This is a genomic window from Streptomyces cyaneofuscatus, from assembly GCF_033109485.1.
GTDB classification, from domain to species: Bacteria; Actinomycetota; Actinomycetes; order Streptomycetales; family Streptomycetaceae; genus Streptomyces; species Streptomyces cyaneofuscatus.
In genome coordinates, this window is the sequence record NZ_CP137002.1 from 4,639,857 (window position 1) to 4,650,992 (window position 11,136).

Below are 11,136 nucleotides of genomic sequence, written 5' to 3' on the forward strand. Positions count from 1 at the left end.
CGTTCTGAGCGTCTAGGGTCGAACCATGCGCTACGAACTGGTCATCTTCGACAACGATGGTGTGCTCGTCGACAGTGAGCCGATCTCCAACACCATCCTCGCCGGCTACCTCACCGAACTCGGTCACCCCACCTCGTACGAGGAGTCGCTCCGCGACTACATGGGGGCCGCCGTGCACCGGGTGCACGACCTCGTCGAGGAGCGGGGTGGCGAAAAGCTCCCCGCGGACTTCGAGGCGACCCTCTACGCCCGCACCTTTGCTGCTTTCCAGCAGGAGCTGGTGGCGGTGGACGGGGTCCAGGATCTGCTCGGCAAGCTCGTCGCCGACGGGGTCGACTACTGCGTCGCCTCGTCCGGGAGCCACGAGAAGATCCGGGTCGGGCACCGCAAGACCGGGATCGACCAGTGGTTCGAGGAGGAGTGGATCTTCAGCTCGGAGGACGTCGGGCGGGGGAAGCCGGCGCCGGACCTGTTCCTGCACGCCGCCGAGCGGATGGGCGTCGCGCCGGAGCGGTGCGTGGTCATCGAGGACAGCCCGCTCGGCGTCGAGGCGGCCCGGGCTGCGGGGATGGACGTGTACGGGTTCACGTCGATGATGCCCGCCGACCGGCTGGCCGGAGTGACCGGGTACTTCTCGGACATGGCCCAACTCCCGGAACTGCTCGCCTGATCCATCTACCCATGGGTAGATCCTGGGCTTACGCTCGCGGCCATGACAGACGCGGGCATGACACGTCCGGGCGCGGTCGACCCCGGTTGGCGGCGCGGCAGGGTCTCCCTGGCGCTGAGCTTCGGTGTCCAGGGTGTGGCGTTCGCGCTCCTCGTGACGCGTATCCCCGCCCTCCAGGACCAGTACGGGATATCCGACGGGCTGCTGCCCGTCTTCCTCGCCGCTGTGCCGATCCTGGCGGGCGTCGGCAGCGTACTGACCGAGAAGGTGGTCGCGCGGGTGCGGCCCGGTGTCGTCCTGCGCTGGGCGCAGCCCCTCGTGCTGCTGTCCCTGCTCGGGGTGGGGGCCGGCCGTCAGCTCTGGCACATCGCCATGGCGCTCGGGGTCTTCGGGCTGGCGGTCGGGGCGCTGGACGCCTCGATGAACATGATGGGCGTCAGCCTCCAGCGGGCGTACGGGCGCTCCATCATGCTCGGGTTCCATGCCGCGTACAGCCTCGGGGGGATCGCCGGGGCGTCGCTGGCGTGGGTCGGGGCGCGGTGGGATCTGTCGCTGTTCGTGTCCTACCTGCCCGTCGTGGCCGTGCTGCTGCCCGCCGCCCTGGTGGGCAGCCGGTGGTACACGGAGGGGCGGAGTCCGGAGGAGGCGGCCGGCGGAGGGGCGCCGAAGGCAGCCGGGGGGTCCCTGTCGTTCAAGCTGCTGCTGCCGCTCTGCCTGGTGATGTGTTTCGCGTACATCGGTGACTCGACCGTCTCCAACTGGAGCGCCAAGTACCTCCAGGACGTGCTCGGCAGCTCGGAGCAGATGTCGACGCTTCCCTACAACGTCTACATGGTGACGACGCTGCTGGGGCGGGCCGTCGGGGACCTCGGGGTGCGGCGGTTCGGGGCGGTGGCCGTGGTGCGGGGCGGGAGTCTGCTGGCGGCCGGCGGGTTCGCTGTGGTGGCCGGGGCGCCGGGCGCGTGGGTGGGGATGCTCGGGTTCACCATGCTGGGGCTCGGGCTCTGTGTGATCGTGCCGCAGACCTTCGCGGCGGCCGGGCGGCTGTTCCCGGGGAACAGTGACGCCGCCGTGGCCCGGCTCAATATCTTCAACTATGTGGGGTTCCTGGTGGGTTCGCCGCTGGTGGGGGTTCTGGGCGATGCGTGGAGCTATCGGGGCGCCATGCTCGTACCGATGGTTCTGGTGCTGGCGACGCTGGTGTATGCCCGCTCGTTCGCTCCGAGTCCCGCCCGATACGGTGGCGGGCATGAGCGGCCGCACACAGCTGATGTGGGATGACGCAGTTACGGGATACGACTTCGGGGAGAGCCACCCCATGGACCCGGTCCGTCTCGCCCTGACGATGGGGCTGGTGCGGGCGTTCGGGCTCGATGAGGCGGTGGATCTGCGGGCGGCGAAGCCGGTGGGGGACTCGACCCTGCGGCTTGTGCACCGGCAGGACTACGTGTCCGCCGTGCGGGCCGCATCCGCGAACCCTCGGGCCGCCGACCAGGAGTACGGGCTGGGTACGGTGGATGATCCGGCGTTCGCGGGGATGCATGAGGCGTCCGCGCTGATCGCCGGGCTGTCCGTCGGGGCCGCCGAGTCCGTGTGGCGGGGGGAGACCACGCACGCGGTGAACTTCACCGGGGGGCTGCACCACGCCATGCCGGGCGCGGCCGCCGGGTTCTGCATCTACAACGACCCGGCCCTCGCCATCGCCCGGCTGCTGGAGCTCGGCGCCGAGCGGGTCGCGTACGTCGATGTGGACGTCCACCACGGGGACGGGGTGCAAGCCGCGTTCTGGGAGGACCCGCGCGTTCTGACGATCTCCTTGCACGAGCACCCGAGGACCCTGTTCCCGCAGACCGGGTGGCCCGAGGAGACCGGGGCGGGGGACGGTGAAGGGTCCGCGGTGAATCTGGCGTTGCCCGCCGGGACCGGCGACGCCGGGTGGCTGCGGGCGTTCCACGCCGTGGTGCCCGAGCTGCTGGCCGATTTCCGGCCCCAGGTGCTCGTCACGCAGCACGGGGCCGACACGCACTTCGAGGACCCGCTCGCCCATCTAGCCGTCTCCCTGGACGCGCAGCGGGCGGTCATGGAGTCCTGTCACGAGCTGGCGCACCAGTACGCGGAGGGCGGGCGGTGGGTGGCGCTCGGCGGGGGCGGGTACGCGGTGGTGGATGTCGTACCGCGGTCGTGGACGCATCTGGTGGGGATCGCCGCGCATGCTCCCGTGGACCCGGAGTCGGTGGTTCCGCCGTCGTGGCGGGATCTTGTCTACGCCCGTACGCGGCAGTTGGGCCCTGGCCGGATGACGGATGGGCGTACGCCCTCCTGGCAGTCCTGGGAGGACGGGTACGACCCGGCGGACCGGCTGGACCAGGCGGTCATCGCGACCCGTAAGGCGGCGTTCCCGCTGCGGGGGCTCCTCGCCTGATCCGTGGCGGACCGGGTGGGCATTGTGCCGTGCGGTTACGCCAACGGTGGGGCGTACCGGGAATTCGGCCCGCCCGGGTGGGCCGATGCGGCAGCATCCCGAGGGTGTTGAGCACCGGGGCGTTGCGCGCCCATCTGCTGGCGGCCCGGCTGGCCGGGCCTGTTGCCACGTCGCGCGAGAACAGTCTGCGCAGCTACCGGCTGTTCGCCGCGCGCGATCCGCGGGTGATGCTGGGGCTGACGCCCGAGCGGGCCTGGGGTGAGCCGGAGGTGCTGCGGCTGATGGCGGAGCGGTGCGGGGTCTCGGCCGATCCGGCGCATGTGTCGGGTCCGGACGCGATCGATCCGGAGCGGACGGTGGCGGCGCTGGACGCGTTCGCGGAGCGGCTGGGGCGGGTGGCGTCGCTGCGGGCTCCGGTGCTGCTGGGGACCGGGCATCCGCACCGGCTGCTGGGGTTCTACGCCGGGCTGGCAGACGCCTTGTCGGCGGTGGGGTGTCCTGTTCTCACCCCGGCGCAGGGGAGATGTATCGACATGACGACCCGGTTCGGCGTACGTACGTACCGCCTCGACTACGTACGGGGGGTCGCGCTGGTACGCGAGCCCGGGGGGCGGCCCTCGGGTGGTGAAACCGGCGCACACACGCATTCCCCGCTGCCGGTCCGGGTGGCGCTCCAGGACGCGGCGGAGCGGTACGGGGTTCTTCCGGAGCTGGTGATCGGGGATCACGGGTGGGTCTGCGGTGCAGGTCAGCTCGGTATCGAGGCGATCGGGCCGGCGGATACGGATGATCCCGCGCTCTTCGTCGGCGAGGCCGAGGGGCGGGTTTCGGTCGTCGTACCGCTGGATGACGGGGTCCGTTCGCACTACTACCGGCCACTCACGACGTATGTGCTCCACCGGGCCGGTCTGTCCTCGTAGCCGCCCGGACGTCCCTCCTCTTCCCCACTCGCACCACCCGCCCCTAACCTGGGGAGTGAGCGCACAGCGACGAAGAGTCACCGGAGGGGAAGCCGGTGCGCGTCCGGTGCGGAAGGTACAGGTGGGTCATGGCTGCTGACAACGAAAGGCCTCTCAACGAGGTCAGGTTTCTGACCGTGGCGGAAGTCGCCTCGGTCATGCGAGTGTCGAAGATGACCGTGTACCGCTTGGTGCACAGCGGTCATCTGCCGGCGATCCGGGTGGGAAGGTCCTTCCGGGTGCCGGAGCAAGCGGTTCACGCGTATCTCCGCGAGTCCTTTGTGGGGGTGGAATCAGCCTGAGGCCGCCCTCGAAACTCTGAGGAAGGCCCTCGGACGCCTGGGGTTTGCCCTCGGATTACGTCCCTCACCCGGTGGCGGGTAGGCTAGGCCGACGTAGGTCGTGTGGGCCCAGACGCCCCGCACCAGTGAAGAAGAAGTGAGCGAGGGTAGTCGTGGGCTCTGTTATCAAGAAGCGGCGCAAGCGGATGGCCAAGAAGAAGCACCGCAAGCTGCTCAAGCGCACGCGCGTTCAGCGTCGCAACAAGAAGTAAGCGAACGCAGTTCGTGAGATCCGCAGCCCTCCCGCCGTTCCGGCGGGAGGGCTGCGGTGCGTTTCGGGGCACGGGGTCGTCACAGGGAACCGTCCAAGCGCTACGGTGACGGCCAGGGAAGTTACCGCGGGAAGCAGGGGAACAGGGAAGCAGGGTTCGGCTTCCCCTGCCGACGGAAGGCGCTGGTCTTGGGGAAGGTCGTCCTCGTCACAGGAGTGGCCCGGCAGCTGGGGGGCCGCTTCGTCCGGCGCGTCCAGCGCGATCCCGGGGTGGACCGGGTGATCGCCGTGGACGCGGTCGCGCCCGCGCACCCGCTGGGGGAGGCGGAGTTCGTCCGCGCGGACATCCGGCAGTCCGCCCTGGCGCGGATCCTGGCCGAGTACGCCGTCGACACGGTCGTGCACCTGGACGTCTCCGGCAAGGCGCTCGGCACCGCCGGCCGGACGGCGATCAAGGAGACCAACGTCATCGGCACCATGCAGCTGCTCGGTGCCTGCCAGAAGTCGCCGACCGTGCGGCGGCTCGTGGTGAAGTCCAGTACGAGCGTGTACGGGTCGGCGTCCCGCGATCCGGCGGTGTTCACCGAGACGACGCCGCCCAAGTCGCTGCCGAGCGGCGGGTTCGCGAAGGACGCGGTGGAGGTCGAGGGGTACGTACGGGGCTTCGCCCGGCGGCGGCCGGACGTCGCGGTGTGCGTGCTGCGGTTCGCCAACATCCTGGGGCCGCGGCCGGACTCGCCGCTGGCGGACTATCTGTCGCTGCCGGTCCTGCCGACGGTCTTCGGCTACGACCCCCGGCTCCAGTTCGTGCACGAGGACGATGTCGTCGACGTGCTCGGTATCGCGGCGCGCGAGCCCCGGCGCGGGACGCTGAACAGCGGGACCTTCAACATCGCCGGGGAGGGCGTGCTGTTGCTCTCCCAGTGCTCGCGGCGGCTGGGGAAGCCGACCGTTCCCGTGCTGCTGCCCGCCGTCACGTGGGTCGGCTCGGCGCTCCGTACGATCGGGATGACGGACTTCTCGCCGGAGCAGATCCGGCTGCTGACCCACGGCCGGGTGGTCTCGACCGTGCAGATGCGCGAGACCCTCGGTTTCCGGCCGGAGTTCACCACGGCCGGGACGTTCGCGGAGTTCGCGCGGAGCCGGGGGCCGGGGCTGCTGCCGCCGGAGACGGTGGGCAGGGCGGTGGACCGGCTGGCGGAGCTGCCGCTGCCGGGAGGCGCCGGGCCGCGGGAGCGCGGGACCGGTGCGGTACAGACGACTCACGGCGCCAGGTAGAGGAGCGCGGCCACGATGGCGGATGCCAAGGTCATTCCGTTCGACGACGACCGTTCGCGGTCCGGTGGCGGCTCGCGTCCGGCCCGGCGCCGGACCGGGGGCGGCAGCGGTGGGCGGGGCGACGGCTCCACGGCCCCTGTGAGCGCCCTGCCGGGCGGCCGGCTCCCCGATGACCCCCTGGAGGGTGCGGCGGACCCGCAGGAGCCTCAGCGGCCCCAGGAGTCCCCCGTGCGCGAGGCGGGTGACGGTGGCTGGGACCGGCGGATCGCGGGCGGGCTGGCGTTCCTGCGGCGGCGGGTCACCGGTGACTACGAGGTCGACGAGTTCGGTTACGACAAGGAGCTCACCGACCAGGTCCTGATGTCGGCGCTGCGGCCGCTGGCGGACAAGTATTTCCGGGTCGAGGTGAAGGGCATCGAGAACATCCCGTCGGAGGGCGGAGCGCTCGTCGTGGCCAACCACTCCGGCACGCTGCCGCTGGACGGGCTGATGCTCCAGGTCGCGGTGCACGACAACCACCCGGCCGAGCGCCATCTGCGGCTGCTCGCCGCCGATCTGGTCTTCCAGTTGCCGGTCGTCAACGAGCTGGCGCGGAAGGCCGGGCACACGCTGGCCTGTGCGGAGGACGCGCAACGGCTGCTGGAGCTCGGCGAGATCGTCGGGGTGATGCCGGAGGGCTTCAAGGGGATCGGGAAGCCGTTCGGCGACCGGTACAAGCTCCAGCGGTTCGGGCGGGGCGGGTTCGTCTCGACGGCGCTGCGGGCGGGGACCCCGATCGTGCCGTGCTCGATCGTGGGGGCCGAGGAGATCTACCCGATGATCGGCAACGCGAAGACGCTGGCGCGGCTGCTGGGCTTCCCGTACTTCCCGATCACGCCGACGTTCCCGTGGCTGGGGCCGCTGGGTGCGGTGCCGCTGCCGACGAAGTGGACGATCCAGTTCGGTGACCCGATCCCGACGGACGGCTATCCGCCGGAGGCGGCCGAGGACCCGATGCTGATGTTCAACCTGACGGACCAGGTGCGGGAGCAGATCCAGCACACGCTGTACAAGCTGCTGGTGCAGCGGCGGTCGGTCTTCTTCTGAGGGCCGGGCATGCGGAGAGGGGGCCGGTGCGCGGATCGCGTACCGGCCCCCTCTTCTCGTATGTCCTACGGCTTGGGCTTGAGGTTCTCCCCGTCGATCCCGAGGCCGGGGAGGAGCCCGGGGAGCAGCGGGGGGAGGGTGACGTCCGGGGCGGGGCGGGGCGAGGTGCTGGGCTTGTCCTCCGGGGTCGGCTGGGGGAGCCCGTCCGTGGGGAGGTCGTCGAGCAGTCCGTCCGTACCGCCGCCGAGGAGGCCGTCGTCGGGGGTCGGGTCCGAGGAGCCGGGGGAATCCGACGCGTCCGACGGCTTGGGTGCGGTGCTGGAGTCGGGGCGGCCCTCGGACGGGGCCGGGGCGGCGGGGGCGGGGTCGTCGGTCCGGGGGGTTCCGGTGTCCGGCGTGGTGGTGTCGGTGCGTCCGGTGTCCTCGCTGCCGCCCGGGGGGCGGGGGAGGAGGGACTGGAGCGGGGCGACGTCGTGCTCCATGGCCTCGAAGACGGAGCTGACCTGGTCGCGGATGTCGGTGAGCTGGACGGGGAGCCGGTCGCGGAGGCTGCTCCAGGCGGAGCGGTGCGAGCGGGAGAAGGTGTCCAGGGTCTGGATGGGGCCGATGGAGCCGTCGCGCTGGTACGCGGAGTGGAGCAGGCGGTGGCCCTCGGAGGCGTCGTGGGACATGCCGTTGAGCGCGCGTCTGACGGCGCCGAGGGATTCATGGTCCAGCTCGCCGGCGCGGCCGCGCTCCATGAGTCTGCGGGCCTCGCTGAGCCGGGTGGAGGCCTGGTCGAGGTAGGCCTCGCCGCGGTCGGCGTCGCCCTTGGCCATGCCGAGGCTGATGTCCTCCATCCCGCGCTTCAGCCCGTACAGCGAGTCACCGGGGAGGGCGTCGGAGCTGGCAGCGGCCACTCCGCCGAACGCCCCGGCTGCCACACCCACGGTGAGCCCACCGGCGGTGAGCCCCTTCGCCCAGCGGGAGCGGGGACGCAGTTTGCGCAGTGGCGAGGCCCGGTGGGCCCCCTTGCCCCGTTGCACGGGCACCGTAGGGCCCGTCGATGCGCCGCCCTCGGCGAACATGGCCTCCATGGCCGCGACGAGCTGGGCTCGCTGCACCACTTTGACCTCGGGGTCCAACTGCGGCTTCGGTAGCTCACCGAGGCCGTTCGCCAGGGCCAACAGCGGTCCGCGGTCGGCCTGGTCGGCCGGCTCCTCGGGCTGTACGGCCGCCGCACCCTGGGGGGTCTGCTCCTCCAGGGCCTGGGCGAAGGCGTTCGCCCGCCGGTGTGCCGAAACGTTTGCGATCACTGGCGGCACCTCCTCTCGTCATGACGGTCGACTCCCCTGGCGGTCCGGAAGGTTGCACACCTTGAGCGTTTCCACTCGATGGAGTGAGTGGTTACGGACATGGGGTGACGACAGGGGGCCTGCAACCGGCACAACGAGCGCCTCGGCACTTGGGTTACGCACGAAAGATGATCGGACCAGTGCGTGAGGGGACGGTCACTTTCGGACAGGGGATCGCGGCGGTCCGGGGTCAGCGGGCGTCGTCCGGCAGGAGCCGGGCGAGGGTCCGTACGGCGCGGTACTGAAGGGTCTTGATCGCGCCCTCGTTCTTTCCCATCACCCGGGCCGTCTCGGCGACCGAGAGGCCTTGCAGGAAGCGCAGTGTGACGCACTCCTGCTGCTGTGGATTGAGTCGGCGCACGGCCTGGAGCAGTGCGGCGTTGGAGAGGGACTCCAGGACGGAGTCCTCGGGGGAGCGCGCCACCTCGTTGGCGTCGAGCATTTCGCCGGTGGTCACTTCCAGTCGGAACCGACTGGATTTGAAGTGGTCGGCGACCAGGTTGCGAGCGATGGTGACCAGCCAGGCGCCGAAGTCACGGCCCTGCCAGGTGAACGTGGAGATACGGCGCAGCGCGCGGAGGAAGGTCTCACTGGTGAGGTCCTCCGCGGTCGCCTTGCCGCCCACGCGGTAGTAGATGTACCGGTACACGGTGTCGCTGTACTGGTCGTACAGGCGGCCGAAGGCGTCGGCCTCGCCGGCCTGCGCGCGCTCGACGAGATCCATCATGCGCGCGCTGTCGCTGTCGGCCGTGGGACGGCGGACGGTCGACGTGGTCGAGGCGGCGCGGGTGCTGCGTCTTCCGACCGCCGCACTGCGTTCGGCCATGGCGTAGCACGGTCCGGCAGGTGCAGGGGTGGCAAAGGCGGGGACGGCGTACGCGGTGGGGACGAAGCCGCGCAGGCGGTCAATGACCGATGCACGCAGCGTAGCCAGGCCCGAGGCGTCAACCCCGACGTGTGGGTACACGGGACTCCCAGAGGCAGAGCTTCCATCACGAGCAGTTCGAAAAACGTCACTCGTCGTAGCGAGCGGCGGTCTCCGTGATGCGTCTGAGGAGAATAACGCTTCGTGCAGGCGGCGCTACACCCAGTTGTCTAAATCACCGATTACGTCGTTTCTTGTATCGCTAAGTGACGCATCGGGCAGCACATCGTGACCACTTATTGATCGGATTGCTTCGTGATCTGTCACTCTCCCGCTCGGGCGCCCGGTTGACGGGCACAGCGGGTATCGGGCGGTACGAAGGTGCGCGTGGGTCGCGGTCAGCGGCGGCGGCGGTGCAGGGCGAGGGCGGCGGCGGTGCCGCCCGCCAGTGCGCCGACCCCGGCCGCGGCGGGGATGCCGACCTTGGCCGCCTTGCGGCCCGTGCGGTAGTCGCGCAGCCGCCAGTCCAGGGACCGGGCGTGCTTGCGGAGCTTGGTGTCCGGGTTGATCGCGTAGGGGTGGCCGACCAGCGAGAGCATCGGGATGTCGTTGTGCGAGTCGCTGTAGGCGGCGCACCGCTCCAGGTCCAGGCCCTCGGCCGCCGCCAGGGCGCGTACGGCTTCGGCCTTGGCGGGGCCGTGCAGCGGCTCGCCCACCAGGCGGCCGGTGTAGACGCCGTCGACCGATTCGGCGACGGTGCCGAGCGCGCCGGTCAGGCCGAGGCGGCGGGCGATGATGGTGGCGGTCTCCACCGGGGCGGCGGTGACCAGCCAGACGCGCTGGCCGGCGTCGAGGTGGGCCTGGGCCAGGGCGCGGGTGCCGGGCCAGATGCGGTCGGCCATGTACTCGTCGTAGATCTCCTCGCCGATGGACATCAGCTCGGAGACGCGGTGGCCCTTGACGATGGAGAGCGCGCTGTCGCGGGCGTCCTGCATGTGCTCGGGGTCCTCGACGCCGGCCAGCCGGAACCAGGCCTGCTGCCAGGCGAAGCGGGTGAGTTCGCGGCGCTCGAAGAACTTCCGCTTGTACAGGCCCCGGCCGAAGTGGAAGATCGCGGCGCCCTGCATGACGGTGTTGTCGAGGTCGAAGAAGGCGGCGGCGCGGTCGTCCCCGGCGACGGGGAACGCGGGCTCCCCGGGCGTCTGGCCGGATGCCTGGTCGGGGGCTCCGGTCAGGAGGGCGGACTCGTCCTCGGCCGAGGTCTTGCGTGCGGCCTCGGCCGCGGCCTCGCCTGCCAGGACGCTCCGTGCGGTTGCGGAACGCCTACGGGGTGTGAGCCATCCAAGAGCGGCCATGCGGTGAGCATAGCCAGTCCGCCGGTACGTGCCCGACCTGCCGGGATGCGGCGGCGTGAACTCTGCGGGGCCGAATCGTTAATCGGGCGATTCCGGGCGGTCCGCCGGCGCGGTGGGCTTCCTCTCCGTACGGAGCAGAATGAGAGGCATGAGTCCTCTGCTGCGCCGTACGAAGAAGAAGCCCGCCGACCGGGTGGTCACCCTGGTGGGGAAGCCGGGATGCCATCTGTGCGAGGACGCCCGGGCGGTGGTGAGCGCGGTCTGCGAGGAGACCGGTGCGTCGTGGGTGGAGAAGGACATCACCGAGGACGAGGAGCTGTACAAGGAGTACTGGGAGCAGATTCCGGTGGTGCTCATCGATGACGAACAGCACACGTTCTGGCGGGTGGACCCGGCGAGACTGCGCAAGGCGCTGGGGGCGGACGTGAAACTCGGTTAACATCGTGGGCGTTTTGAGTGGTCTCGGGGGCGTAGACATGAGGAGTGTGTACCGCTTTGCCCCCTTCGAGGTTGCAACGGGCTGATGCGGTCCTTGGTTCCGGGATCGCGCAGGTGATGCGCGTGACCCCGGTCACTTTGACCGGACAAAACGGACACCATCTTTGTGCACGCGTT

12 protein-coding genes are annotated in these 11,136 nt (G+C 70.6%); 9 read left to right on the plus strand and 3 right to left on the minus strand.

Annotated elements, in window-relative coordinates; translation table 11 throughout:
• Positions 1–25 precede the first annotated feature (25 nt).
• The 8 genes from R2B67_RS20510 (at position 26) to R2B67_RS20545 (ending at position 6,967) form a co-directional block, all read left to right on the plus strand.
• A complete protein-coding gene (locus tag R2B67_RS20510; RefSeq protein ID WP_018512642.1) occupies positions 26–670 on the plus strand; it encodes an HAD family hydrolase in 645 nt (214 codons plus the stop codon).
• 42 nt (positions 671–712) lie between these two features.
• Entirely contained in the window at positions 713–1,951 is a 1,239-nt protein-coding gene (locus tag R2B67_RS20515; RefSeq protein WP_317820059.1) for an MFS transporter, read from the plus strand.
• A complete protein-coding gene (locus tag R2B67_RS20520; RefSeq protein ID WP_317820061.1) occupies positions 1,920–3,092 on the plus strand; it encodes an acetoin utilization protein AcuC in 1,173 nt (390 codons plus the stop codon). Before R2B67_RS20515 ends, R2B67_RS20520 begins: the two co-directional genes overlap by 32 nt.
• A gap of 104 nt (positions 3,093–3,196) precedes the next feature.
• Positions 3,197–4,012: a phosphatase gene (locus R2B67_RS20525; RefSeq protein ID WP_317820062.1), complete on the plus strand. Its 816-nt coding sequence runs from the start codon at positions 3,197–3,199 to the stop codon at positions 4,010–4,012.
• 128 nt (positions 4,013–4,140) lie between these two features.
• Positions 4,141–4,353 (plus strand): helix-turn-helix domain-containing protein, encoded by a 213-nt coding sequence (locus R2B67_RS20530; RefSeq protein WP_015609302.1) that lies wholly within the window; start codon positions 4,141–4,143, stop codon positions 4,351–4,353.
• A 152-nt stretch (positions 4,354–4,505) separates the two neighbouring features.
• Positions 4,506–4,604, plus strand: coding sequence for a 30S ribosomal protein bS22 (locus tag R2B67_RS20535; RefSeq protein ID WP_003948845.1), 99 nt, complete (start codon positions 4,506–4,508; stop codon positions 4,602–4,604).
• 188 nt (positions 4,605–4,792) lie between these two features.
• Entirely contained in the window at positions 4,793–5,881 is a 1,089-nt protein-coding gene (locus R2B67_RS20540) for an NAD-dependent epimerase/dehydratase family protein (protein ID WP_018512647.1), read from the plus strand.
• A gap of 15 nt (positions 5,882–5,896) precedes the next feature.
• Positions 5,897–6,967, plus strand: a complete 1,071-nt coding sequence (locus R2B67_RS20545; protein WP_317820063.1) for a lysophospholipid acyltransferase family protein — start codon at positions 5,897–5,899, stop codon at positions 6,965–6,967.
• Between the two features lie 65 nt (positions 6,968–7,032).
• On the opposite strand, the gene R2B67_RS20550 is transcribed toward R2B67_RS20545, so the two are convergent.
• The 3 genes from R2B67_RS20550 to R2B67_RS20560 form a co-directional block, all read right to left on the minus strand.
• The gene (locus R2B67_RS20550; protein WP_317820064.1) at positions 7,033–8,262 is read right to left on the minus strand and encodes a DUF5667 domain-containing protein; all 1,230 of its coding nucleotides are present in this window, start codon (positions 8,260–8,262) and stop codon (positions 7,033–7,035) included.
• A gap of 229 nt (positions 8,263–8,491) precedes the next feature.
• Positions 8,492–9,268: an ECF subfamily RNA polymerase sigma factor, BldN family gene (locus R2B67_RS20555; RefSeq protein WP_026241604.1), complete on the minus strand. Its 777-nt coding sequence runs from the start codon at positions 9,266–9,268 to the stop codon at positions 8,492–8,494.
• Between the two features lie 296 nt (positions 9,269–9,564).
• On the minus strand, positions 9,565–10,521 hold the full coding sequence (locus R2B67_RS20560) for an HAD family hydrolase (RefSeq protein WP_317820066.1): 957 nt from the start codon (positions 10,519–10,521) through the stop codon (positions 9,565–9,567).
• Between the two features lie 148 nt (positions 10,522–10,669).
• Here R2B67_RS20560 and R2B67_RS20565 point away from each other — a divergent pair, with 148 nt between their 5' ends.
• Positions 10,670–10,960 (plus strand): glutaredoxin family protein, encoded by a 291-nt coding sequence (locus R2B67_RS20565; protein WP_018512652.1) that lies wholly within the window; start codon positions 10,670–10,672, stop codon positions 10,958–10,960.
• Positions 10,961–11,136: the final 176 nt, after the last annotated feature.

What these genes read in the sequence shown, in the direction of transcription:
- R2B67_RS20510 (WP_018512642.1), top strand. Translation starts at nt 26, where the DNA reads ATGCGCTACGAACTGGTCATCTTCGACAACGATGGTGTGCTCGTCGAC.
- R2B67_RS20515 (WP_317820059.1), top strand. Translation starts at nt 713, where the DNA reads ATGACAGACGCGGGCATGACACGTCCGGGCGCGGTCGACCCCGGTTGG.
- R2B67_RS20520 (WP_317820061.1), top strand. Translation starts at nt 1,920, where the DNA reads ATGAGCGGCCGCACACAGCTGATGTGGGATGACGCAGTTACGGGATAC.
- R2B67_RS20530 (WP_015609302.1), top strand. Translation starts at nt 4,141, where the DNA reads ATGGCTGCTGACAACGAAAGGCCTCTCAACGAGGTCAGGTTTCTGACC.
- R2B67_RS20545 (WP_317820063.1), top strand. Translation starts at nt 5,897, where the DNA reads ATGGCGGATGCCAAGGTCATTCCGTTCGACGACGACCGTTCGCGGTCC.
- R2B67_RS20560 (WP_317820066.1), bottom strand. Translation starts at nt 10,521, where the DNA reads ATGGCCGCTCTTGGATGGCTCACACCCCGTAGGCGTTCCGCAACCGCA.
- R2B67_RS20565 (WP_018512652.1), top strand. Translation starts at nt 10,670, where the DNA reads ATGAGTCCTCTGCTGCGCCGTACGAAGAAGAAGCCCGCCGACCGGGTG.